21 protein-coding genes and 1 tRNA gene are annotated in these 24,681 nt (G+C 64.9%); 5 read left to right on the top strand and 17 right to left on the bottom strand.

Annotated elements, in window-relative coordinates; all coding sequences use genetic code 11:
* Positions 1-67 precede the first annotated feature (67 nt).
* The 4 genes from BN69_RS04040 to BN69_RS04025 form a co-directional block, all read right to left on the bottom strand.
* Entirely contained in the window at positions 68-715 is a 648-nt protein-coding gene (locus BN69_RS04040) for a sterol desaturase family protein (RefSeq protein WP_014890277.1), read from the bottom strand.
* Between the two features lie 4 nt (positions 716-719).
* The gene (locus tag BN69_RS04035; RefSeq protein ID WP_014890276.1) at positions 720-1,712 is read right to left on the bottom strand and encodes a fatty acid desaturase; all 993 of its coding nucleotides are present in this window, start codon (positions 1,710-1,712) and stop codon (positions 720-722) included.
* Positions 1,709-2,920: a hypothetical protein gene (locus BN69_RS04030; RefSeq protein WP_014890275.1), complete on the bottom strand. Its 1,212-nt coding sequence runs from the start codon at positions 2,918-2,920 to the stop codon at positions 1,709-1,711. Before BN69_RS04030 ends, BN69_RS04035 begins: the two co-directional genes overlap by 4 nt.
* A 68-nt stretch (positions 2,921-2,988) precedes the next feature.
* Positions 2,989-4,227: an aminotransferase class I/II-fold pyridoxal phosphate-dependent enzyme gene (locus BN69_RS04025; protein ID WP_014890274.1), complete on the bottom strand. Its 1,239-nt coding sequence runs from the start codon at positions 4,225-4,227 to the stop codon at positions 2,989-2,991.
* A 218-nt stretch (positions 4,228-4,445) separates the two neighbouring features.
* Between BN69_RS04025 and ccmA the strand changes: the two genes are divergently transcribed.
* Both ccmA and ccmB read left to right on the top strand, forming a co-directional pair.
* On the top strand, positions 4,446-5,111 hold the full coding sequence (ccmA, locus tag BN69_RS04020) for a heme ABC exporter ATP-binding protein CcmA (RefSeq protein ID WP_014890273.1): 666 nt from the start codon (positions 4,446-4,448) through the stop codon (positions 5,109-5,111).
* Positions 5,108-5,779, top strand: coding sequence for a heme exporter protein CcmB (ccmB, locus tag BN69_RS04015; RefSeq protein ID WP_014890272.1), 672 nt, complete (start codon positions 5,108-5,110; stop codon positions 5,777-5,779). The genes ccmA and ccmB overlap by 4 nt, the downstream gene beginning before the upstream one ends.
* A gap of 6 nt (positions 5,780-5,785) precedes the next feature.
* On the opposite strand, the gene BN69_RS04010 is transcribed toward ccmB, so the two are convergent.
* The 4 genes from BN69_RS04010 to BN69_RS03995 all read right to left on the bottom strand — a co-directional run bounded on the left by BN69_RS04010 (position 5,786) and on the right by BN69_RS03995 (position 11,652).
* Positions 5,786-6,229 (bottom strand): DUF1036 domain-containing protein, encoded by a 444-nt coding sequence (locus BN69_RS04010; RefSeq protein WP_014890271.1) that lies wholly within the window; start codon positions 6,227-6,229, stop codon positions 5,786-5,788.
* Between the two features lie 391 nt (positions 6,230-6,620).
* On the bottom strand, positions 6,621-7,427 hold the full coding sequence (locus BN69_RS04005) for an enoyl-CoA hydratase (protein WP_014890270.1): 807 nt from the start codon (positions 7,425-7,427) through the stop codon (positions 6,621-6,623).
* Between the two features lie 178 nt (positions 7,428-7,605).
* Complete coding sequence (locus BN69_RS04000) at positions 7,606-10,011, bottom strand: penicillin-binding protein 1A (protein ID WP_014890269.1); 2,406 nt, start codon at positions 10,009-10,011, stop codon at positions 7,606-7,608.
* A 372-nt stretch (positions 10,012-10,383) separates the two neighbouring features.
* Entirely contained in the window at positions 10,384-11,652 is a 1,269-nt protein-coding gene (locus BN69_RS03995) for an N-acetylmuramoyl-L-alanine amidase (protein ID WP_244435033.1), read from the bottom strand.
* Positions 11,653-12,299: 647 nt separating this feature from the next.
* On the opposite strand from BN69_RS03995, the gene BN69_RS03990 reads away from it, so the two are divergent.
* Positions 12,300-15,284: an Rne/Rng family ribonuclease gene (locus BN69_RS03990; protein WP_014890267.1), complete on the top strand. Its 2,985-nt coding sequence runs from the start codon at positions 12,300-12,302 to the stop codon at positions 15,282-15,284.
* On the opposite strand, the gene BN69_RS03985 is transcribed toward BN69_RS03990, so the two are convergent.
* A complete protein-coding gene (locus BN69_RS03985; RefSeq protein WP_014890266.1) occupies positions 15,281-16,444 on the bottom strand; it encodes a pyridoxal phosphate-dependent aminotransferase in 1,164 nt (387 codons plus the stop codon). The two genes, BN69_RS03990 and BN69_RS03985, sit on opposite strands and share 4 nt — an antisense overlap.
* Positions 16,445-16,546: 102 nt before the next feature.
* On the opposite strand from BN69_RS03985, the gene BN69_RS03980 reads away from it, so the two are divergent.
* Entirely contained in the window at positions 16,547-16,888 is a 342-nt protein-coding gene (locus BN69_RS03980; RefSeq protein ID WP_148277022.1) for an MmcQ/YjbR family DNA-binding protein, read from the top strand.
* A complete protein-coding gene (locus BN69_RS03975; protein WP_014890264.1) occupies positions 16,876-18,162 on the top strand; it encodes an MgtC/SapB family protein in 1,287 nt (428 codons plus the stop codon). Before BN69_RS03980 ends, BN69_RS03975 begins: the two co-directional genes overlap by 13 nt.
* Here BN69_RS03975 and modC read toward each other — a convergent pair.
* From modC to BN69_RS03935, 8 genes are all read right to left on the bottom strand, one after another.
* Positions 18,157-19,251, bottom strand: a complete 1,095-nt coding sequence (gene modC / locus BN69_RS03970; RefSeq protein WP_014890263.1) for a molybdenum ABC transporter ATP-binding protein — start codon at positions 19,249-19,251, stop codon at positions 18,157-18,159. The two genes, BN69_RS03975 and modC, sit on opposite strands and share 6 nt — an antisense overlap.
* Positions 19,244-19,918: a molybdate ABC transporter permease subunit gene (gene modB, locus BN69_RS03965; protein WP_014890262.1), complete on the bottom strand. Its 675-nt coding sequence runs from the start codon at positions 19,916-19,918 to the stop codon at positions 19,244-19,246. The genes modC and modB overlap by 8 nt, the downstream gene beginning before the upstream one ends.
* A gap of 105 nt (positions 19,919-20,023) precedes the next feature.
* Positions 20,024-20,806: a molybdate ABC transporter substrate-binding protein gene (gene modA, locus BN69_RS03960; protein ID WP_014890261.1), complete on the bottom strand. Its 783-nt coding sequence runs from the start codon at positions 20,804-20,806 to the stop codon at positions 20,024-20,026.
* 80 nt (positions 20,807-20,886) lie between these two features.
* Complete coding sequence (trxA, locus tag BN69_RS03955; RefSeq protein ID WP_014890260.1) at positions 20,887-21,207, bottom strand: thioredoxin; 321 nt, start codon at positions 21,205-21,207, stop codon at positions 20,887-20,889.
* Between the two features lie 551 nt (positions 21,208-21,758).
* Positions 21,759-23,294 (bottom strand): acyl-CoA carboxylase subunit beta, encoded by a 1,536-nt coding sequence (locus BN69_RS03950; protein WP_014890259.1) that lies wholly within the window; start codon positions 23,292-23,294, stop codon positions 21,759-21,761.
* Between the two features lie 39 nt (positions 23,295-23,333).
* A complete protein-coding gene (locus tag BN69_RS03945) occupies positions 23,334-24,002 on the bottom strand; it encodes a COG3904 family protein (protein WP_014890258.1) in 669 nt (222 codons plus the stop codon).
* A gap of 95 nt (positions 24,003-24,097) precedes the next feature.
* A tRNA-Val gene (locus BN69_RS03940) sits at positions 24,098-24,173 on the bottom strand.
* Between the two features lie 139 nt (positions 24,174-24,312).
* A complete protein-coding gene (locus tag BN69_RS03935; RefSeq protein WP_041927143.1) occupies positions 24,313-24,594 on the bottom strand; it encodes an HU family DNA-binding protein in 282 nt (93 codons plus the stop codon).
* Positions 24,595-24,681 lie beyond the last annotated feature (87 nt).

Genomic DNA, 24,681 nt, shown 5'->3' with positions numbered 1-24,681 from the left:
AGTTTTTCATTACCCACCCGATCGCCTTCGGCGATCGACCTCCCCGCAAGGGGGAGGTAGCGCGCCCTTACACCGCGCGCGTGCCGGGCGTCTCATCCTTCCGATAGGCCGTGCCAAACACATAGTCCCACCAGATCGCGTGCACGCCGAAGCCTTTTTCGGCGTCGCGGAAATGATGCAGCATGTGCAGGCGCTTCACCAAGCGGCCGAAGTCGGATTTCGGCTGCCCGTGATGCGTCCAGTAATGCACGCAATCATAGATCACATAGCCCATGATGAAGCCGGCCAGCGCCGGCCACGCGAAGGTCGCGCCGAAAATCAGGCGGGCGCAGACCAGCGCGATCAGCATGATCGGCGCCGAGAGCAGCGGCGGCATGACGAGCCGCAGCGGGTCGTTGGGATAGATGTGATGCACGCCGTGAATGAGGAACTGGAAGCGCGGCCCGAGGCCGAAGGGCAGCGCGAACACGGTGTGGAAGAGATAACGATGGCCGAAATATTCGGTGAGCGTCCAGCCGAGATAGCCGACGACGAGGCCAAGCGCGACCAGCGTCACGCTGTTGAACGTGAGCGAATAGATCACCAGGCCGAGAATGATCGGGCAATAGACGATCACCGGCGTCAGATGATGCACGCGCGACAGCTTGTCGAGAAGATCGCTCTCGAAGAGGCGGGGCGAAGCGTCGAGCGCTTCCGTTCTTGCGTCCTGCGACATTGGTCTACTCCGCCGGCGAGATGGCGTGCGCGCCGCGCGCTGCCTGCGTCACATTTTCCGATCGGGTTCCGAGCGAATAGGTCGGATCGAAGATGAAGGTGACGAGCAGCGCCACCCAGGAGCGATGGCAGCGCAGATCGTCGTAGAACTCCGGCGCCATCGCCTTCAGCTCCGGCAAACGGTTCCACGGGATCTCATGGAAATCGTGATGCTCATTGTGATAGCCGATATTGAGCGCGAGCGTATTGAGCGGGCCGTAATAGTCGAACGTCCCCTGGTCGGGGCCGAAGGCGAAATGCTCCTGCAGCCAGCGCGCGCTCAACGGATGTAAGCCTCCAACCGAGAACCAGAAGGAAAAGAAAAGATAGAGCAGGGCGTTCGGCCCGAAGGCCCAGAGCACGAAAAGATCGAAAACGGCGATGACGGCGGTGTTGATATAGGTCCAGGTTCCCCAGATCGGCACCGTGCCCTTGAGGCGCGACAGCCGCGCAAGCTGGATCGCGGGGAAGAAGAAGAGCCAAACGGCCTTGCGCCAGCCGCTATTGCCGACCCATTCGACCTCCCAGCGGCTCGGAACGTCGGCGTCATAGTCATAGGCCGACAGATGCGAATGATGCTTGATGTGATAGCAGCGAAAGCCCATCGCCGTCGGAAAGGCGTTGGGGAGATCGGCGAGGATCGCCGTCCACTTGTTGGCGAGCGGGCTCTCGAACACGCAATTGTGGATGGCGTCGTGGATGATGACGAAATTGGCGTGATTGGCGAAGGCGCCGACGCAGATCGCCATCAGGAGCGACAGCCACCAGTAGGAGAGGCCGAGCGAACCCAAGATCGCGGCGATGACCAGCTGAAGGGCGAAGATCGCCGCCGCGATCTTGAAGGTCACCGGGTCCTTGCCGAAGAGCTGGCGCACTTGCGGATATTTTTCGAGGATCAACTTGCGCCGTTCCACATGCGAGCGGTCGGCGCCATTGGCGGTGACGGATATGCCGTTCATGACGTTGCATCCTGTAGCTGAGTCGCCCTAACGCCGTCGCGCATACGCATCGCCTCGCCACCGCCGACCGTGAGGCGCTTTTCATAGATGCGGTGAATCTTGTCGACCTTGCCGCCGAACATTTCGATCGGCCGGCGCATGTCGGCGTTGCTTTCCAACACCCAGCCCGCTTCGAGATGCGGAACGCGGATTTTCGCGTGGCGCCGCCGCATCTCTTCGACGAGCGACAGAAAGATCGCCCCGCCGGTCGCGCTTCTTTGCAGCGCCTTTCGCGTGCCAAGCAGCAACAGCCGCGCCGATTTGAACTGATGCGAGCGGAAACGCTTAAACGCGCGCGCCCAGCCGAAGGGGAACAGACGGCCGTTGAGATCGGCCAAAATCTCGTTGAGATTGGGAAGCGCGATCGCGAAGGATTGCGGGACGCCGTCAAGCTCGACGACGACGCCGAAATCCGCCGGCACGAGATATTGCAGCGCGTCGGCGTCGGAGTCGAATTCTTCCTTGGTGAAGGGCACGAAACCCCAATTGCCGCTCCAGCCGTCATTGAACAGCTCGGCCATCAGCGCGGTTTCGCCCTGCTTCAAGGCTTTCATGTTCAGCGGCCTGAGCTTCAGGCGACCGCGCCATTCGCGCCGCGTTGAAATGCGCGCCGGCTTCTCGACTTCATCGCTCGAAATGTCGAATCGGTAGGACAAGAGGTCCTGCGCCTTCTCATAGCCCAGCGCCTCGAGATGGCGCGAGAGATAGGGCGGATGCCAGGGCATGAAAAACATCGGCGTCGCATCGAAGCCATCGACTAGAAGTCCGCACTCCTTGTTGACCGAGGGCGAGAACGGCCCGTTGATCCGCTCCGCGCCTTTGCCGCGCAGCCAGTCCTCGGCGGCCTCGGTCAGCGCGCGCACGACTTCGATATCGTCGATAGCGTCGAGCGCGCCGAACTGGGCGTTGGAGGCGCCGACTGGAACGACGCCGGGCTTATAGATCTGCGCCATCACGCGGCCGACCCATTGGCCGTCGCGGCGCGCGAGAAATTTCTGCTCTTCGACCAGCTTGTAATGCGGGTTGAGCGTATGGGCGAAGACGCTCCAGCGCTCGACGTCGAGCGGCGGCGCGAAGCCTTGCGCGCCGGCATAGAGCAATCGCGGCAGCCTGCAGAAGGTCGCAAAGCGAAAGGGGCCGTCGACCGGAAGAATCTCGATCCGCGCCATAAGATAAGTCCTAGCGGCAAGTCGGCGTTAACCGAAAGCGTCAAAGTGACGCGGATATGGCGAAAGGCCTATCCGCCGGCCATGGCGGCGGCGACGATCTGATGCGCCTCTTCCGTCACCGGCGGCATGTCGCGCAGCGTCTGGATGACGCCGCGGATTTCCGCTTCGCCGTGATTCGCCGAGAAAAAGAAGCGCAGCCGCGGCCCATCCTTCGGCACGCCGATGCGCACCACCGGCGGCACGTAATAGCCGTTCTCCAGCAGATGCTGCGACGCCCACATGGTTTCGACGTCGCTCGAGAACAGGATCGGCACCACCCCGCGGCCGATCGCCGGCCCCGTCGAGAATCCCGCCTCATGCGCGACCGTCCGGAAGAGCTCGGCGTTGTCCGCGAGTTTGGCGATGCGCCAGGTCTCTTCCTGCATCAGCCGCAGGGCGGTGCGCGCGGCGGCGAGAATGACGGGCGACAGGCCGACGCTGTAGACGAAGCCCGGCAGCGTATAGCGGAACCAGTCGATGACCTGCTTCTTGCCGCAGACGTAGCCGCCGCAGGACGCGAGCGTCTTCGACATGGTGCCGACGATGAGATCGATGCGCCCCGGGTCGACCCCTTGGTGTTCGGCGAGGCCGCGGCCCGTCGCGCCGAGCACGCCGAGCGAATGCGCCTCATCGACGAGCAGCCAGACTTTGTATTTGTCCTTGATGGCGAGAAGCCGCGGCAGGTCGGCGGTGTCGCCGTCCATGCTGTAGACGCCTTCCACCACGATCAGAACGTTGCGGTATTCCTCGCGGTGGCGCGCAAGCAGATGGTCGAGATGATCCAAGTCGTTGTGGCGGAATTTGAAGACCTGCGCCGGCGCGCCGTCGGCGCCCGCGACGATGCTGTTATGCGCCAGTTCGTCGATGAAGATCGCGTCGCGCTTGCCGCTCATCAGCCAGGCGATCGTCGTGACGTTGGAGAGATAGCCGGACACGAGCGTCAGCGCGCTTTCCATGCCAAGGAATTCGGCGATCTCCGCCTCGAACGGCTTGTGCGTGGTGCGTTCGCCGCCGACGAGCCGCGAGGCCAGCGCGCCGATGCCGAGACCGTCGATCTCGCGCTTCGCCTCCTCGCGGATCCGCGGGTGATTCGCGAGCCCGAGATAATCGTAATTGGCGAAGCTGACGAAATGCTTGCCCTGCGCCTCGAACTCGGCGCGCAGCCTGTCGATCTGGGCGAAGAACGGATCGCTGAACTCCAGCAAGGCGTTGCCGGCAAAGCGGAATCGCCTTGCCGCGTAATCCTCTAAGCTCTTATGCTTCGTCACGTATTGGGCAATCCCTGAATAACGGGCGCGCCGCGCGCTATTGGCGAGAACTTGGGCCGCTGAGCGCCCAAGAAAGGGTATGCGCTGCTTAGCATTCCCGTCCCGTCTGCGCCAGCGGGCCGCCGGGGCGGGACGCCTGAAGCGCGAGCGGAGGGGCTCGCGACGCTCTCGGTCCGCCGCGTCTGGCGGAGTCGGTCGCAAAGCTCTATGCGGAGCGTATGTCGATCGATGCGTCCCAGCCCGTTCAGCCGCCCGTCGATGGCGCCTTACGCCTTTGCGTCGACAATCTCGGCGTTTTGCGCGGGGGCAGGCGCGTGCTCGATCGCGTGAGCTTTTCGCTTTCCGCCGGGCAGGCGCTGATCGTGACGGGCCCCAACGGCGCCGGGAAATCGACGCTGCTGCGGGCCTTGGCGGGCCTCCTGCCGCGCGCGGGAGGCTCGATCGCTCTCGAAGGCGGGCCTCCCGACGTCGAACTGCCGCAGCAGGCGCATTATCTTGCGCATAACGATGGCCTGAAATCCGCGCTGACGATCGAGGAAAACCTCGATTTCTGGTCGCGCTATCTCGCTCGCGGGCCGGATGGGCGAAGCCATACGATCGACGCCGCCCTAGGGATCGTCGGCCTCGGCCATGTCGCCGGCGCGCCGTTCGGCGCGCTCTCCGCCGGCCAGAAGCGCCGCGCCGCGCTGGCGCGTCTCCTCGTCGCCTTCCGGCCGCTCTGGCTGCTCGACGAGCCGCTGACGGCGCTCGACCGCGCCTCGCGCGAGAAATTCGCCATCGCGATGCGCGATCATTGCGACAACGGCGGATTGATCGTCGCTGCGACGCATGAGCCGCTGGGGCTCCAAGAGGCGGCGTCGCTTGCCTTGGGCGGCGCCTCGTGAGCGCGCCGCTCGCCGCGCTTTTTCTGCGCGAATGGCGCGTGGCGCGCCGCATCGGCGGTTCGGGCGCGATGGGCGTCGTATTCTTCCTGACGCTCGTCGCGATCGTTCCCTTCGCGGTTGGGCCGGATCCCAATCTTCTCGCCCGCATCGGGCCGGCGATCCTCTGGATCGCGGCGCTGCTGGCGACGCTGCTCTGTCTCGACCGCCTGTTTCAGGCCGACGCCGAGGATGGCTCTCTCGATCTCTTCCATCTTTCCGAGACGCCGCTCGAATTGGCGGTGCTCGTCAAATGCGCGGCGCATTGGGCGGCGACCGGCCTGCCGCTCGTGATCGCCGCGCCATTTCTGGGGCTGATGCTGCAGCAGGAGGCCATGGCGCTGCTCGGCGTCGTCGCGACGCTGCTTGTCGGCACGCCGGCGCTCACGCTGATCGGCGCCATCGGCGCGGCGGCGACGGTGACCGTGCGAAGGGGCGGCCTCTTGATGGCGTTGCTCGTCCTGCCGCTGACGATCCCGGTGCTGATCTTCGGCGTCTCCGCCGCGGAGGCGGCGAGCGGCGGCGCCGTGCCCTTCTACGCGCCCTTCGCGATTCTTAGCGCGATCACGCTCGCCGCTCTCGCGCTTTGCCCTTTCGCCGCCGCTGCGGCGCTGCGCTATCTCGGCGAATAGCAGCGCTCAATCGATGCACACGCGGCCGCTGCTCGAACGGCCGGTCAGGCTGTGCGTATGATTGCCGCTGCGGCTCGTGACATGAACGAAATTCTTCATCTGGCCGCGTCGGCCAAATATGCAGCGCTTGGCGTCGCCGATCTTGAACGCCCCCGGAGTCGTGCAGAAGGCGGAATGGCCGCGCCATTCTCGGCCGTCGCCGTGGGCGTAGAAAAAATAATTGTGCGGATCGGAGGTCTCGCTGCGCAGGACGACTCTTTCGCAGCCGCCGCAGGCGCGAAGCTTCCACCATCCCTCCGATGTGAATCCGCCGCTCGGGCTCACCCAGGCCGATGCGACAGTGACTTGATCGGGCGTTCTGTTGCAGACCGTAAAATCCGCCTTCGCGGGATGCGGCGCGAAAGCGCAGGATGCGACGACAAGCGCGATCGAAAGACGAAAAGCATTCATTGCACTCTCCAAAAAATGAGTTCAAAAACTCGCGATAAGTCACGACGTCCGCCAAAGCAGCTGACGCGTGTTTCGCGGCGGCTCTCGATGGTCAGCCTGCGCGCGCCGGGAAAGCAGCGAGCGTGAAGGCGATCGCCAGCGCGAGGAGCAGCGCCAGATGCAGGACGCGATTGCGCAATCTGGACATTTTCTCCTCCTTCAAAAATGACGCGCCGAGCGCAACAGGCCGCGAGCGGCGAACATCATTTAAGATCGAAATAGCGTGCGGCGCTTCGTCCGGTTAGCTGAGAGGGCGCAAGAAAGATTTGCGTCGCAGCGCAGCCGAGAGCTGCGCGCCCCGCATGTCGCCGCGCTTAACTCTCCATGAGCCTGCGGCGTCGCGGAATGTCCTTCACCTTTCCGCCCATGTGGGCGCCCGCTTCTCCAGAAAGGCCGCGACGCCCTCCTTGGCGTCTTCCGCCAGCATGTTCTCGACCATCACCGCGCCGGCCAGCTCATAGGCCTCACTGAGCGGCTTCTCGCATTGAGCGTAGAAAGCCCGCTTGCCGAAGCGGATCGCCTGCGGGGATTTTTCGACGATGGTTCGCGCCAGCGCCAGCGCGCCGGTTCGGGCGCCATCGGTTGAAACGCGGTTGACGAGACCGATGCGCAGCGCCGCCTCGGCGCCGATGGGAGCGCCCGTCAGCAGCATCTCCATCGCCTGTTTGTGCGCGACGTTGCGCGAGAGCGCCACCGCCGGCGTCGAGCAGAAAAGGCCGATGTCGACGCCCGGCGTGCAGAAGCGCGCGCGCGGACCGGCGACGGCGAGATCGCAGCTCGCGACGAGCTGGCAGCCGGCGGCCGTGGCCATCTCGTCGACGGCCGCGACGACCGGCTGAGGCAGCGTCACGATTTTCTGCATCAAGGCCGAGCAGGCGCGCATCGTCCTATCGAAGAAGGCGCGGCCCCGGTCAGGATCGTTGCGATGCGCCGTCAGCTCCTTGAGGTCATGGCCGGCGCAAAAGGCGGGACCTTCCGCCTGCAGCACGACGACGCGAACGTCGTCGCGGCCGGCAAGCGCGTCGAGCCGGCCCGAGAGGGCGTCGATCATCGCGAGAGATAGAGCGTTGCGCGATGCGGGGCTGTTCAGCGTAAGGATCGCGACGCCAGCCGCGGTCTCCAGCGTCACATGCGCGGTTGTTTCGGCGTCGAGGGTCATCGCTTGGAGCATATATGAGCTGGCGGCAGCAAACCAAATTCTCCGGCCGCGGTGCTCAGGGAAATCGGGCGAAGGGTTTCCTCACCCTCGTCCTTCGAGACGCGTGCTGCGCACGCTCCCTCAGGATGAGGTTGAGGAAAAACATTCTTTGCCGGATCGCCCTGCCGCCGTGCGCGATTTAATAGAGGCCGCCGGTGCCGCTGCCGACCTGCTGATCCACGTCATGCGGCGTATCGAGCTGACGCGGGCCGCCGCCGCCGGAGTAGGAGTCGGGCGGCGCCGTTCCCGGCTTGAACGCTTCGAGAATCGTGCCTGCGCCCGACGAACGCAGCCCGGAATGCACGTCGACGGAAATGAGCTTGATCCCCGGCGGCACGCGGAACGGCGTATCGGGCTTGTCCTTCAGAGCCACCGTCATGAAGTCGCGGAAGATCGGCGCGGCGAACTGCGCGGCCTGGGCGTGGCTGCCGAGCGAGCGCGGCCGATCGTAGCCGATGAACACGCCGACCGCGAGATCGGGCGAAAAGCCGATGAACCAGAGATCCTTGGCGTCGTTCGTCGTGCCGGTCTTGCCGGCAAGATGCTTGCCGACCGATCTGATCGAGACGCCGGTGCCGCGCTGGATCACGCCTTCCATGATCGAGGTGATCTGATAGGCGGTGAGCGGATCGAGCACTTGTTCGCGCTTGTCGATGAGCTTCGGCTCGAGCTGATTCTCCCATTTGGCGGAGTCGCAGCCGATGCATTGACGCTCGTCATGGCGGTAGAGCGTCTTGCCCCAACGATCCTGAATGCGGTCGATCAGCGTGGGCTTGATGCGCTTGCCGCCATTCGCCAGCATCGAATAGCCGGTGACCATGCGCAGCAGCGTCGTTTCGCCGGCGCCGAGCGCCATGGAGAGATAGGGCGTCATTTCGTCATAGACGCCGAAGCGCTTGGCGTATTCGGCGATGAGCGGCATGCCGACGTCTTTCGCCAGACGCACCGTCATCATGTTCTTGGAATGCTCGATTCCGTAGCGCAGCGGATGCGCGCCGGTGCCGTGGCCGCCTTCGAAATTCTCCGGCGTCCAGTAGGTGCCGTCCGCCTGCTGGATCGAAATCGGCTCGTCGAGGATCGACGACGACGGCGTATAGCCATTGTCGAGCGCCGTCGCATAGACGAAGGGCTTGAACGAGGAGCCGGGCTGGCGCAACGCCTGAGTCGCGCGATTGAATGACGATTGGTCGAAGGAAAAGCCGCCGACCATGGAGAAGACGCGGCCCGTATGCGGGTCCATCGTCACCATCGCGCCGGAGATGTCGGGGATCTGGCGCAGACGATATTGGCCGGCGCGTCCGGCGAGCGGCTCGACGTAGATCACGTCGCCGGCGCTGAGAGCCGATCGCGGCGTGCGGCCGGTCCAGCGCATGCCTTCGGACGTGAGAAGGCCGGTCTCGCGTTCGCGCGCCACTTCGCCGGACTTCTCGCGTCCGGGCTGAAGGCCGATGCGCGCGGCGTCGCCGGTCACATCGAGCACGACGGCGAGGCGCCACGGCTTGACGTCGCCAAGCGCGGGAATGGCGGAGAGCGTCACGCCCCAGTCGGAGGAGATGTCGATGTGGTTCATCGCGCCGCGAAAGCCATGCGCCTCGTCGAAGCGAACGAGGCCGTCGGCCAGCGCCTTTCGCGTCCAGGCCTGCATCTTCGGGTCGAGCGTCGTGCGCACCGACAGGCCGCCCTCGTAGAGCTTCTTCTCGCTGTGCTGCTCCAGCAGCTGACGCCGCACTTCCTCGGCGAAATAGCCCGCGACATAGGTGTTAGGCGAGAGAACGCGCGGATTGACGCCGAGCGGCTCCGCTTTCGCGTTCGCGCCTTCTTCGGCCGTCACATAGCCGTCGGCGATCAGTCGATCGATGACGTAGTTGCGGCGTTCGAGGGCGCGCTCGCGGTTTTGAAACGGATTGTAGTTGCTCGGCGCCTTTGGAAGCGCCGCGAGATAGGCCGCCTCGGCGAGCGTGAGCTCATTGACCGATTTGTTGAAATAATTCAGCGCGGCGGCGGCGACGCCGTAGTTTCCAAGGCCGAGATAGATCTCGTTGAGATAAAGCTCGAGAATCTTGTCCTTGGGATAGGCGGCTTCGATGCGGAAGGCGACGAGCGCTTCGCGAATCTTGCGTTCAATCGAGCGCTCGTTGCCGACGAGGAAGTTCTTGGCGACCTGCTGGGTGATCGTTGAGGCGCCTTGCACATGGCGGCCGCCCTGGGCGAGCACCGTCACGGCGCGCATCACGCCTTCCGGATCGACGCCGATGTGGTTGTAGAAATTCTTGTCCTCGGCGGAGATGAACGCCTGCTTGACCAGTTGGGGAATGGCGGAGCTCGGCAGGAACAGGCGGCGTTCATGCGAATATTCGGCGAGGATCGAGCCGTCGCCGGCGTGCAACCGCGTCGTCACGGGCGGCTCGTAGTCGCGCAGCTGGGCCGTGTCGGGCAGATCCTTGGAAAAATAATAGATCAGCCCGGACCCGGCGATCGCTCCGATGAGGAAGACGATCGTCGCGGTCGCGAAGACGAAGCCCAAAAACCTTGCGAGCATTCGCATGAAATCTCACCCTTGGAGCGGCCGGCGGCTGGCGCCGGCTATTGTTTCAATGCCAAAGTCCGTGTCGCGGCGGCGAGCCCCTGAGCCTGCGGCGCGCGAGAGCGACTCGTTCGGCTCAGATATAGTGAGCGATCGCACTTTTTGGGTCGCTTTCTTCACAACGCCCGTTTGGATCATTCCACCGTTCGGCGAATTCCCGGCGCCGGTTCGCGGCGCGTTGGACTGCAAACGCCGCCGGTCGCGACATTGGCGCGACGCGAGAAGCGTTACCCGCAGTGTGTGACGCCGCGTCGGCGCTTCTCACGCTTCGGCGGCTGCGACGCGCGGGCGATCGTGCGTCGCGACTGTCTCCATGTGCCGCGATTTTGTGTTTTATTGTGGGCGCGCCGCGGGCGAGGGGGCCGCGGCGGGGGCCCGCGCTTCTTGGCTGCGCGCGCTGATAAAGGCGTCAACAGCTTCGGCGGTTTTCTGCGCCGCGCGCTCGCGCCAGTCCTGGGACGTCAGCCGCGACAGATCCTTCTCGCTCGAAAGATACCCGAGTTCGAGCAGCACGGAGGGAACGTCGAAGGCTTTGAGCACGACGAAACCCGCCGAGCGGCTCGGGTTTTTGTTGAGCGCTCCGACTTCCCTCCAAAATGAAATCAGCGAATGCGAAAACTGGCGACTGTAGGCGCGGGTCTCGCGCCGCGTGAGTTCGAACAATATGTCGCCGACCTCTTCGGCGTCCGCCTTGCTTTCAAGTCCGGCGGCCTGATCCGCGAGATTCTCCTTCTCCGCCATCCGCGCCGCTTCGGCGTCCGAGGCGCGTTCGGACACGGTATAGACGGTGGCGCCCTCGACCCGGGACGCGGCGAGCGTGTCCGCGTGAATGGAGACAAACAGGGAAGCATTGTTTTCACGAGCGATTCGCACCCGCTCGGCAAGCGGGAGAAACATGTCGTGGTCGCGGGTCAAAAGCACGCGGGCGCGGGCGGTTTCCTGGATTTTGTCGCGCAGCGCGCGGGCGAATTCGAGCACGACGTCCTTTTCCATTTCGCCGTGCTTGGCGGTCGCGCCCATATCGACCCCGCCATGGCCTGGATCGATGACCACCATCGGTTTGTCCGTCGGCGCTTTGGCCGCCGTTCCCGGCGTTTTCGGCGGCTCCGCGGGCTGTAGCCGCGCCTGTTCCGCGACGGTGGCGGCGAAATGCGCGGCGCTGGTCGGGGCGAGCTCGATGACGAGCCGCGGTCCCCCCGCCGCCGCCTCGCTGTCCGCCTTGAGAATTTTGGCGGGCGCCGCGAGATCGATCACGACGCGCGAGCGTCCTGGCGCGAAGATGCCATAACGGTATGATTTTATGAGCTTGTCGCCGGGCGACAGACCAGCGTTCGCCTCTATGCGGAACAGCACTTCGGGCAAATCGACGATGATGCGCGGCGGGTTCGCCACGGGATGCGCGGTCACCGGCGGCAGGCCGGTGAGATCAAAGAGGAGGCGGGAACGATCGGGGAGCGCCTCAATGCGGGCGGTCAGCGCGGAGATTTCCTTCGGCGGCTCCTCGGCCGCGGCGGGCCACGCCATGCCGCCCAGAGCCGCGAGGAACGCAGCCGCCATGGCGACGAACGGTGGCGGCGTTCCTGCGCGCAAAGCTGACCTCATGTTCGTCCCTAGATTCTCGCGGCGTCTCGATCCGGCGATTGTCGATTTTGGAGGAGCGCCGTTAACGCATCGTTAGCTTATCTGAAAGCCGTCGGCTCCGGGACCTATCTCCACGAATTTTTCGGTGAATAGCTGAGCCGGCGCTTGCGCCGGCCTACGTCGACCGATATGTAAGGAGACAGCTGCGAATTCTGCGGCGCGATATTCTCCGCGAGATGCGGCCGTCAAGTCGAGCCAACAGAATTTCGGACAGTTGCTTTCCGTTGCGCCGCCCCGTGCAGGTCGTGACGTTTGGTCGCCGCCACCTGGCGGCGCGAAAGGTTTTTTGACGATCTCATGGCCAGGACCGTGATAGGCGCGAGAGCAGGCGTTTCCTCCGTGTGGCATGTCCGCGCGGCAGGGCGCAGCTTCGCGAAAAGCATGGGCTCTTGGCTCGTTCGTCATCTCACGGGGACGAGGCGCGACGCGCTTTGTCCCGCCGGCTTGCAAGCCGGCAAGCGTATCGCAGGCCGCAGGCCTGTCTCCCTTATCCTCACAAGAAGCGTTCGCGCCGTCAGGATGCGCCAAAGAGCGGTCGCCGAGTCTTTTCCAGGACTCAGGCTTGCCCCGTCGGCGTTATTGCGCGCCACGCCGCAGAAGAGTCCCCCATGGCTAACAAGATGCTCATCGACGCCTCCCACCCGGAGGAGACCCGCGTAGTCGTTCTACGTGGAAACCGCGTTCAGGAATTCGATTTCGAGGCTGCCGACAAAAAACCGCTACGCGGCAACATTTATCTCGCGAAGGTCACGCGGGTCGAGCCGTCCCTTCAGGCCGCTTTCGTCGACTATGGCGGAAACCGTCACGGCTTTCTGGCCTTTGCGGAAATTCACCCTGACTACTATCAGATCCCCGTCGCCGATCGACAGGCGCTGCTCGACGAAGAGAGCCGCGCCCATCAGCAGGCCGACGAGGAAGAGCGCGTTCCGCACGGTCGCGGGCGCCGGTCGCGCCGCCGCCAACATGAGGGCGCCGAGAAGCGCGTGAGCGCCGACGAGGCTGTGACGGGCGAACTCCTCGATGATTCGGCCGCTTCGCCGGTCGTCATCGAGGATCAGGCCGAAACAGGCTTCGCCGAATCGGCCGAGGAGCGGTCTGAAGCCGCGCCGGCGTTCGCGCCTCAGGCGGGGGCGCAGGAACCGCTTGACGCTTGGCCAGCGGCCGTCGAGACCCAAGCGCGGGGCCAAGACGTCGGGGCGGAGCAGCTTGACGCGGGAAAGCCCGAATCCGTCGAGGCCGGGCCAGAGCGCTCGGACATCGAGGCCGAGGCGGGCGATGAGACGCTCGCTGCGGGGCAGCATGAGCGGATTTCGATCGATCCCGCCGGTTTCGGCTTGGTCGAGACCGGCGAGGCCGAGGAGTTCGCCCTTGAGTCGACCGAGCCCGACCACGAACTGAAAGCGCGCCGACAGGACGAGCGTGACGAGGCGCGTGAACGCGCCCGCGAAGATTCGGAAGACGAAACGGCTGAGGTCAGCGCCCGCGTCGACGCCCCGGTTGAGGAGCACGACGAGGAAGAGCATGACGACGAGGACGATCACGTCGAGCACATCGGCGGGGACGCGATGGATGAAGCGCCTTATCGCGCGCCGCGCGCCCGCCGCCAGTACAAGATTCAAGAGGTCATCAAGCGCCGTCAGGTGCTGCTCGTTCAGGTCGTCAAGGAAGAGCGCGGCAACAAGGGCGCGGCGCTCACGACCTATCTTTCGCTCGCTGGCCGCTATTCGGTGCTCATGCCCAACACCGCGCGGGGCGGGGGCATTTCGCGCAAGATCACCGACGGCGCCGACCGCAAACGCCTGAAAGAGATCGTGCATGATCTCGAAGTGCCGGAGGGCATGGGCGTCATCCTGCGAACCGCGGGGGCGACGCGCACCAAGCAGGAGGTCAAGCGCGATTTCGAATATCTGCTGCGGCTGTGGGAGAGCGTGCGCGAATTGACCCTGCGCTCCGCGGCCCCGACCCTCGTCTATGAGGAAGGCTCGCTCATCAAGCGGGCGATTCGCGACCTTTACGGGCGCGACGTCGAGGAAGTCGTCGTTTCGGGCGAAGACGCCTATCGCGAGGCCAAAGACTTCATGCGCATGCTGATGCCGAGCCACGCGAAGAACGTGCGCCTGCATCGCGACGCGTTTCCGATCTTCGCCGAAAGCGGCGTCGAGGCTCAGCTCGATGCGATGTTCTCCAACCATGTCACGCTGAAATCAGGCGGCTATCTGGTCATCAACCAGACCGAGGCGCTGGTCGCCATCGACGTGAACTCGGGACGTTCGACGCGCGAGCACAATATCGAGGACACGGCGCTTCGCACCAATCTCGAAGCCGCCGACGAAGTCGCGCGGCAGTTGCGACTGCGCGATCTCGCCGGGCTGATCGTCGTCGATTTCATCGACATGGAGGAGAGTCGCAACAATCGCGCCGTGGAGCGGCGCTTGAAGGACGCGCTGAAAAACGACCGCGCCCGCATTCAGGTTGGCCGCATCTCGCATTTCGGCTTGCTCGAAATGTCGCGCCAGCGCATCCGCGCCGGCGTCGTCGAGGGCTCGACGGTGCCATGTCCGCACTGCGCCGGCGCCGGCCATGTGCGCTCCACCGCCTCCGTCGCGCTGCATGTGTTGCGCGTGCTGGAGGAGGCGCTGGTCAAGAGCGCCGCGCATGACGTGACGCTGCGAACCCGTGCGGTGGTGGCGCTCTACATTCTCAACCAGAAGCGCGCCCATCTGCAGGAGCTCGAACGCCGCTTCGGCGTCCATATCACGGTCGCCGCCGATGACACGCTCACCGGCGCGACCTATCACGCGCTCGAGCGCGGCGAACTCGCGACCGGGCCGCGGGTTTCGCAGCGCGACGCGCCGTTGCGCGTCGATTCGGTGCTCGCCGAACCTCTGGAGGAAGAGGCGCCGGAAGACGTGATCGCGGGCGAAATGGTCGAGGCGGAAGAGGAAGCCGTCGAGTCGAACGGCGATCAGCGTGACGAGAACGGCGAACGATCGCGTTTTGGCGCGGATGAAGAGGCGTCGCGCGGGCGTCGCCGTCGCCGTCGCCGAGGCCGTGGCGGCGGCGCACAGGGCGGCGAACTCTTGGCGCCCGGCGTCGACCAGCCGTCCGACGAAGGCCTCGCCTTCATGGCGGCGATCGAGGGCGCGCCGGCGCCCGCCGAGGAACGGCCTGACCGCCGCGGCGGCCGACGCGGCGGCAACCGAAGTCCAGAGCGCGGTCCTGGCCGGTGGCGGCGATCCGCCCCCTTGCCGGAGGAATTCAAAGACCCGTCGGCGGTCTTCGCGCTCGACGAGGGTCGGGAGGAGGCGCCGGCCCTGATCTCCCCGCGTGTGGCCCAGGCGCCGGAGTTTCCGGCGCCCTTGCCGGTTCCGCCGCCGGTAAACGGCGCCGAGATTGCGCCGCTCTCCCAAGAGCGCGCAAGCGAGCCGGTCGCCCGGATCGCTCCTTCTCAGGCGCCGACGCCGACGCCCGCGCCCGCCCCCGAGCCGGTCGCCCCGCGCGAGCCCACGGAAGTGGTCATCACGCAGGCGGACCCCGACCGCCCGAAGAAGGGCGGCTGGTGGCAGCGCGTGCGCACGCCTTTCGGAAGTTAGGGCCGCAGCCAGGCTTCCAGGCGGGCGACGCCCTCGCGCACGTCCGTCTCCGGTCCGGCGTAAGAGAGCCGCAGCGTTTTTGCGCCGCGGCGCGGATCGAAATCGAGGCCGGGCGTCGTCGCGACGCCGGCTTCGTGCAACATCCGCCGACAGAACCCGATCGAATCGTCGGTGAAGCGCGAGATGTCGGCATAGATGTAAAAGGCGCCGTCGGGCGGCGCGAAATCGTCCAATCCCAGTCTGGGAAGATGGTCGAGCAGAAGCGCCCGGTTTCGCGCATAGGCGGCGCGGTTCGCCTCCAGTTCATCGCCCGCGTCGAAAGCGGCGAGGGCCGCCCGCTGCGACAAGGTCGGGGCGCAGATCGCCAGCGACTGCTGCAGGCGTTCGAGCGGGCGCATCAATTCGGGCGGCGCGACGAGCCAGCCGAGCCGCCATCCGGTCATCGCGTAATATTTCGAGAAGGAATTGATGACGAGGGCGCGTTGCGAGAAGCGCAGCGCGGTCTCCGCCCGCATCTCATATTCGAGTCCGTGATAAATCTCGTCCGAGACGAAGGCGATTCCGGCCTCCTCGCAGAAGGCGCAGATCCGCGCCAGTTCCTCGCGCGCGATCATCGCGCCGGTCGGATTGGCCGGGCTCATGAAGAGCGCGCCGTGTAGCTTCCTGTCGCGATGGGCCGCTTCGAGCATCGCCGCGGTGGGCGCAAAGCGCGTCTCTTGGCCGACGTCGAGCAGGACCGGCTCCAAGCCGAGCGCCGAAAGGATGTTCGCATAGGCCGGATAGCCGGGCGCAGTGACGGCGATCCTCGCTCCCGGATCGAACGCGGCGAGAAAGGCGAGCAGAAATCCGCCGGACGATCCCGTCGTGACGATGACGCGGTCGGGCGAGACGTCGACGCCGTAGCGCTCGCCATAGTGGCGCGCGATGCGGGCGCGCAGCGGCGCGTCGCCGAGCGCTTCGCCATAGCCGATCGAGCCGTGGCGCAAAGACTCCGTGGCGGCCTCGCGCACGTGGCGCGGCGCGGCGACCCCGGGCTCGCCAAGCTCCAAATGGATGATGCTGCGGCCGGCGCGCTCCAAGGCTTTCGCGTCGCGCAGCACGTCCATCGCCATGAAGGGCGCGATTAGGGAGCGACGGGAGGGGGGCAGGGGTAAGTTCATACAAGCCTTCTATTGCTATTCTCAGTCAGGCGCACGCGCTGGCCGCCGCGCGCCATATGTTCTTGAGCGGCGCGCGCAGCGTCAGGTCTTGATGGAGTAGTCGTGGCCACCAGCCGTGATTTCCGGCGCATCGCAATGTCTCTCGAGGGAACGCGCGAAGCGCCGCATTTCGACAGAACTGCTTTCAAAGTCGTGCGGATTTACGCGACTCTCGCCGCCGACGGACTGACGGCCAATGTGAAACTTGCGCCCGAAGAGCAGGCGTTCAAATCCATGATGGCGCCGCAGGCGTTTGCGCCAGTCCCCAACGCCTGGGGGCGGCAGGGATGGACGACGATTCTGCTCGAGGCGATCGACGTCTCGGAGCTGCGCGACGCGCTGGAAACGGCTTGGCGTCACGCCTCAAAGAAAAAGACGGCGAAGAAAAACAAATGTACGAATTAAGCGCCATCGAGCTGATCCAGAGACTGTCGATCGCGCTGGCGATCGGGCTGCTCATTGGCCTGGAACGAGGCTGGACGTCACGCGACGAGTCGGAAGGCGAGCGCGCCGCCGGCCTGCGCACGCTTGGGCTCGCCGGACTGCTCGGCGGCGTGTGGGGCGCGATCGTTCAGCCTTTTGGCGCTTCCGGCATGGTCGCTTTGGCGATCGCTTTCGGCTTCGTCGGCGCTTTGGTCGGGGTCTATCGCTACCGCGAAAACGTGCATGATGAGACTTTCGGCGCGACAACCGCCATAGCCGCGTCGCTCGCCTTTTCGCTCGGCGCCTTCGCCGTGATCGGCGACATGCAGGCGGCGGCCGCGGCGGCGGTCGCCACGACCGCAATCCTGGCGCTCAAGGCGTTTCTGCACGGCCTCGTCAAGCGCATCACCTGGGACGAGCTGCGCTCCGGGCTGGCGCTGCTGGCGATGAGCTTCATCTTGCTGCCGGTTCTGCCCAATCGCGCCATCGATCCGTGGCAAGCGGTGAACCCTTTTGAATTGTGGCTGATGACCGTTTTGATTGGCGTGATTTCCTTTGTCGGCTACATCGCCGTCAAGGCTGTCGGCTACCGGCGCGGCGTCGCCGTCGCCGGGATGGCGGGAGGGCTGGCGTCGTCGACGGCCGCGACGGCGGCGATGTCCCGGCTGGCGCGGGAACATCCCGCGCAGATTGGCGCTTCGGCGGCGGGCGCCATCTTCGCCAATGCGATGATGGCGCCGCGAATCATCGCCGTCATCGCGGTCATCAATCCGACGCTCGCGTGGCGCTTGGCGCCGCCGGTCGTTGCGGCCGGCGTGCTCTTCGCGCTCGCCGGTGTCTTTCTCCTGCGACGAAGCGAGCGGCCCACGGAATCGAGCGGCTTTTCTGTCGGCAATCCGCTGGATCTGATGGCGGTGCTCAAATTCGGCGCGCTCCTTGCGAGCGTGATGATCCTCTCACGGCTCGCGACGCATTTCGCCGGAAGCGGCGGCGCCTATGCGCTCGCGGCCATTTCCGGCATCGTCGACGTTGACGCGATCGGACTGACCATGGCGCGGCTCGGCGCGACCGAGATCGGCATAAGGGCGGCGGCGGGGGCGGTGCTGCTGGCGCTGCTGTCGAACACGGCGTCGAAAGTCGTTATGGGCTGGGTTATCGGCGGCGCCGCGATGGGCCAAAGACTCGCCGCGGCTTCCGCTCTCGCCGTCGCCGGCGCGCTCGCGGCGTTGTGGCTGGCGGAAGGCGCTGGCCTATAGACCGCGTTCGTCGAGAGCGACGGACTTCACCAGGGCGAAGACGTCTGCGCCGACGGTCAGCCGCAGCTCGTCGAGCGCGAGGCGCGTGATCGCCGAGACGAGACGGTCGCCGCCGACGAGCGTGAGCGTGACGAAGGCGAGGGCGCTCTCGGTCGCATCGATCTTCTCGATGCGTCCGCGCAAAATCGTCCGCACGCTGGTGTCGCGGGGTTCGGACATCGCAAGCGCAACGTCGGTCGCGCGCATGACGACGCGCGCCTCGCGCTGCGTCGTTAGACGCGCAGCGATCAATATCTCGCCCGCCGGATGGGCGAGCCGCGTGACGCCATATGCTTCGTCGACGGCGACGACGCGCGCTTTGAGCGCGTTGACCAATCCGAATCGGCCGCCCTCGACAAGACGACTCGCGCCCGGCAGCACGTCGAGCGGGGCGCCGCGCGCGACGACCCGACCGCGATCGAGCACGATGGCCTCGTCTGCGATGCGCGTGACTTCTTCCGGCGCATGGCTGACGTAGATGATCGGAATATCGAGTTCGTCGCGCAGCCGTTCGAGGTAGGGCAATACGTCGAGACGGCGCGCAACGTCGAGCGAGGCCAGCGGCTCGTCCATCAGCAGCAGTTGCGGACGCGTCAGCAGGGCGCGGGCGATCGCCACTCGCTGCCGCTCGCCGCCCGAAAGCGTTTCCGGCCAGCGTTCCGCGAGAGCGGCGATGTCGAGCATTTCGCAGAGCGCCCCGCGGCTCGCCGCAGCCGCCGCGACCCGCGCGCGGGTCATTCCATAATCGAGGTTTCCCTTGACGGTGAGGTGGGAAAACAGACTCGCGTCCTGGAACACCATGCCGAGCGCGCGGCGATGCGTCGGCACGAAGACGCCGCGCGCCTCGTCTTGCCAGACGTCGCCGCCGATCTTGAGAAGCCCGTCGGGCGCGCGCGCCAGCCCCGCCATGCAGCGCAGGGCGGTGGTCTTGCCCGAGCCGGAAGGGCCAAAAAGCGCCGTGACGCCGCGTCCCGGCAGCTCCAGGTCAACGTCGAGCGCGAAGCCGCGATAGGCGAGGCGAAAACGCGCGGCGATGGCGCCGTCAGCCATAGCGGCCGTTCCGTCGGCGACCATAGAGCGCGAGGAGAACGCAGAAACTGAACAGCAGCATGCCCCCGGCGAGCCAATGCGCGCGTTCGTAGTTCATCGATTCGACCTGGTCGTAGATCAGGACCGACACCACCCGCGTCCTGTCGGGAATGGCGCCGCCGATCATCAGAACGACGCCGAATTCACCGACCGTATGCGCAAAGCCGAGGATAGCCGCGGTGACGAGACCGGGCCTCGCGAGCGGCAGCGCCACCGTGAAGAAAGCGTCCATGGGGCTCGCGCGCAAGGTGGCGGCGGCCTCCAGCGGACGATCGCCCATCGCCTCGAAGGCGTTCTGAATCGGCTGCACGACGAAGGGCAGCGAATAGAAGAGCGACGCCACGACGAGTCCGGCGAAGGTGAACGGCAAGGGCGCGACGCCGAGGAACGCGGTGAGCCTGCCCAACAGTCCGTGCGGGCCCATGGTCAGCAGCAGATAGAAGCCCAGCACCGTCGGCGGCAGAACCAGCGGCAGCGCCACGACGGCTCCTAACGGCCCCTTGAGCCACGACCGCGTTCGCGCCAGCCACCACGCCAGTGGCGCGCCGATCAGGAGCAGCAGAAAGGTGACGATCGTCGCAAGCTTGAGCGTCAGCCAGATCGCGGCGAAATCTTCGGATGTCGGCATGCGAGACCTGCCGACGAGCGGCGGCGGTAAGGGTACGACAGGCGGAAGGCGGTCAGCGTCCGCCCGTTCCACATTTAAGCGGATACGCGCACGGGCGAAAACGGCCTACCGCGCGGCCTGGCCAGGGGGCGCGAAGCCAAACCTTATCATGATCGTCTGCGACTGTCCGGTTTTGAGATAGTCGAGAAAGGCCTTCGCCAAAGGTTTGTCGGCGCCCTGGCGGGTCACGACATAGGCTTGTTCGAGTCGTGAATGCAGCGTCTCAGGGATCAGAGAATAGCCGCCTCTGTCCGCGACCTGCTTGCTCAATACGATCGAAAGAGCGGTCAACGCGACATCGGCGGCGCCGGTCTCGGCGTATTGCGTCGCCTGAGAGATGTTCTCGCCGAAAACAAGCTTGTCCTTCACCTTGTCCCAAAGGCCGGCGGCGCGCAGCACTTGTTCCGCGCATCTGCCGTAAGGCGCATGCGCCGGATTGGCGATCGCGATCTTGCCGATCTTGGGATCGGCCAGATCCTCCAGGCGCATTATTGTCGCGTCGCGCGTCGCGCTCCACAAAACGATCCTGCCGACCGCGTAGGGCGTGGGCTCGGTCGCCGCGAAGCCGTCCTTGCGCAGCGCGCGCGCATAGGCGATGTCGGCCGAAAAGAAAATGTCGAAAGGGGCGCCCTCGCGGATCTGCGTCTGCAGCTTGCCGGAAGAGCCGTAAATAACATCGACCTTGTCGCCCTTACGGGCGGCTTGAAAGTTCGAGACGATTTCCTGCAAGGCGAATTTAAGATCGGACGCCGCCGCGATGGTGATTTCGCTGGCTGTCGCCGCGCGGAGCGGCGCGAGCGTTAAAACGATCAGGCAACAGAAAGCGAGAAATTCATGCAATCGGCGCATCTACGCAGCTCCCGAGGTCGATGGCTCGAGAGCACGCCTGTGGCGATGCGCCGGCCGCTGGATCCAATTGCAAGAATCGTTCAAACGGCAGCAGTGATCCACCGCGACAATTCGCCCTTGGGCGCGGCGCCGACCTTTTGCGCGGCGGCCTTGCCGTCCTTGAACAGAATGAGCGTCGGAATCGATCGGATGCCGAGCTTGCTCGCCACGGCGGGGTTTTCGTCGATGTTGAGCTTGACGACTTTGATCTTGCCCTTCATCTCCGCGGCGATCTCCTCCAGCGCCGGGGCGATCATGCGGCAGGGACCGCACCATTCCGCCCAAAAATCGACGACGACCGGCTCGGCGGATTTGAGCACTTCCTGTTCGAAAGTGGCGTCGGTTATTTTCTGCGTGGACATGGCCGGCCTTCCGTTGGGCTTTTTGTGAGACGTGCGCGGAACGTAGGAAGCGCGTCATCGCCCGTCAAGGCGACGTCTCGGGCAGATCCGGCGCTGACCGATTGGAATCAATCTCCGACGCTTAGCGATTCGTTAAACGCATCGGTCGCGAGACGATAGAAACACAAAGAGCGGGAATGGCGTCCCGCCGCTCCCCGCTCTTTGGCACCCCGTCCTTAACCAAACCGAAACGCCAAGCTCCGAAGTCTTAAGTCGCTCCGATAGCCTTTCGCGCCGGCTCATCTTGCGAGCCTCGGCGAACTGCGTTCTGTTCGGCGTCCTCCCCGACTTGGACCGTAGCTGGGCTTAATTCCTGCGACGCATTCGACGCTTAGGCTTTTACCCCAACCAACCTGGCGAGCGAACACTAGGACAAAATGGGCGGACTGTCACTTCAAAAATGTGCAGTCTGACGAATTTTGTAGTCGGGCGCCGCTGAATTAGGCTGATCGGCGGCCCCCGACGCAAATGGCGCAAGGCCATCACGCCGGCGCCGGCGCTATTGCGCTGCGTCACAGGGGAATGTTGTCGTGCTTCTTCCAAGGATTCTCCAATTCCTTGTGACGAAGCAGCGCGAGCGCGCGACCGATTCGCTTGCGGGTCGAACGCGGCGTAATCACCTCGTCGATATACCCACGCTCCGCGGCGACGAATGGCGACAAGAAGCGATCTTCATACTCCTTGGTGCGCTGAGCGATCTTCTCCGGATCGCCGAGGTCGGCGCGGAAGATGATTTCGACTGCGCCCTTCGCCCCCATGACGGCGATCTGCGCCGACGGCCAGGCGTAGTTGACGTCGCCGCGAAGATGTTTTGACGCCATGACGTCATAGGCGCCGCCAAACGCCTTTCGCGTGATGACGGTCACTTTCGGCACCGTCGCTTCGGCGTATGCGAACAGCAGCTTCGCGCCATGCTTGATCAGGCCGCCGTATTCCTGCGCCGTGCCAGGCAGGAACCCCGGCACGTCGACAAGGGTGACGATCGGAATGTTGAAGCAATCGCAAAAACGCACGAAACGCGCCGCCTTCTTGGAGGCGTCGATATCGAGCACGCCGGCGAGCACGAGCGGTTGATTGGCGACGAAACCGACCGTGCGCCCTTCGATGCGGCCGAAGCCGATCACGATGTTGCGCGCATGCGCATCTTGGATCTCGAAGAAGTCGGCCTCGTCGACGATCTTATGGATGAGCTCCTTGATGTCGTATGGCTTGTTTGGATTGTCCGGAACGATCGTGTCGAGCGATTCGTCGAGCCGGTCCACCTCGTCGAAAGCGGGCCATTCCGGCGGCTCTTCCTGGTTGGAGGAGGGCAGGAAATCGATCAGCCTGCGCATCTGCAGGAGCGCTTCGACGTCGTTGTCATAGGCGCGATCGGCGATCGAGCTTTTGGTCGTATGCACCGAAGCGCCGCCGAGCTCTTCCGCCGTGACCGTCTCGTTCGTCACCGTCTTCACGACATCGGGCCCCGTCACGAACATATAGCTCGTGTCGCGCACCATGAAGATGAAGTCCGTCATCGCCGGCGAGTAGACGTCGCCGCCGGCGCAAGGGCCCATGATCACCGAGATTTGCGGAATGACGCCGGAGGCCATGACATTGCGCTGGAAGACTTCGCCATAGCCGCCGAGCGCCGCGACGCCTTCCTGAATGCGCGCGCCGCCGGCGTCGAACAGGCCGATGATGGGGGCGCGATTTTTCAGCGCCATATCCTGCAGCTTGGTGATCTTTTGCGCGTGCGTCTCGGAAAGCGAGCCGCCGAAGACGGTGAAGTCCTTGGCGAAGACGAAGACGGCGCGCCCGTTGACCGTTCCCCAACCGGTGACGACGCCGTCGCCCGAGATCTTCTCGCCCTGATCCATGCCGAAATCGGTGCAGCGGTGAGCGACGAACATGTCGAATTCTTCGAACGAGCCGTGATCGAGCAGCAGTTCGATTCGCTCGCGCGCCGTGAGCTTGCCGCGGGCGTGCTGCGCTTCGATCCGCTTTTGGCCGCCGCCCAGTCGGGCGGACGCGCGCCGCCGTTCAAGCCCGTCGAGAATATGTTTCATGTGCTGCCTTGGTTGCTGATATGCCTGTCATCCGGCGCGTTAAAGCTTGCGCGACCCAAGCCGCCAACGGGCGATGTCGGCGCCGGTCAGCATGTAAAGCTTATCGGGCGACGTCTGTTCGGCGAGCTTCACGAGTTCGGTGCTCACGCCCATCATCGCCGCGTAGCGGGAAAGCGTTTGGAGCATGCCGCCATCGTCATAATTGCGCTCGCGCACGAGTCCCCCCTCGCCGATGTCGAAACTCGTCGAATAGTTGAACATGCGGTGGATGCCGACGCTACTTTGCGGCGGGATCACGCGCTTCCTGCCGCCCATCAGCGCGTAGACGCACGCCGAATAGCAGCGGCCGGATACGAGCGCCATCGTACGAGATTGATCCGCTGCGGGACGGGCGACGATCACCGCCATCCCCAGCTTGCGGAAGGCCTGTCCGAGCTCCATCGACCCGACGACCTTTCCGCCAGGCGAGTCGAGCAGCACGATTCCGTGCAGATTGCCGCCAGGAGCATTTTCGCGCACGAAGGCGACGAAGGCCTCGGGCGTCTCCAGGCTGATTTCGCCCTGCGCCGCGATCACTTGCGGGCAATTTGCGCCGCAGCCGTCGGAATTCACGCCAACGACACGAAAGCTCATCTCTTCGGCTTGCGCGAAAATGGGGGCGAATGCGGCGACGCAGAGCGCAAAGAGAACGGTCTTGATCAATTTCATCCGGGCGGCCTTCCTATCCCAACAAGCTAAAGCGAAATCCTGGGCTTTGGAACACCAATTCCCGCAGCGAGCCCGCGCCGCCTCGAGGGCGCCAATGGTGGGCGGTGACGGTCTCGAACCGCCGACCCTCTCGGTGTAAACGAGATGCTCTACCAACTGAGCTAACCGCCCGACACGATGCGCGCCCGGCGGGTTTTAAGGGCGGGCGCCTCGCGAGGCAAGCCGGCTCAAAACTACGGCCGCCGGGGCTCCGACGGCCGTGGTGCGAAGTAGCAAAAAATCCTGCGACGCCAGCGCCTCCCGCGCCCAGCTACTTGGCTTTGTTGAGCGCGGTCTTCAGCGTCGCGCCGGGCTTGAAGCGGGCGCTCTTGGAGGCGGCAATCTTGATTTCTTCGCCGGTCGCCGGGTTGCGTCCTTTGCCGGCGGCGCGCTTCTTGACCGAAAAGGTGCCGAAGCCGACGAGGCGAACTTCGTCGCCCTTCTTGAGGGCCTTCGTGATGCCGTCGATGACGGCGTCGATGGCGGCGGCCGCCGCCGCTTTCGAGCTGTCCGTCTCGCTCGCGACGTGCTCGACGAGTTCCAGTTTGTTCATGGCTTTTTCCTTCTCCTTCACTGCCAGCCGCCCGGCGTAAGAATGCGCGACCTCGAATCGGCGTTGCGCAGCGATGGCGAGTGTTGG

Source organism: Methylocystis sp. SC2, assembly GCF_000304315.1.
Taxonomy (GTDB): domain Bacteria; phylum Pseudomonadota; class Alphaproteobacteria; order Rhizobiales; family Beijerinckiaceae; genus Methylocystis.
This window is presented reverse-complemented; position numbering and strand designations above follow the sequence as displayed.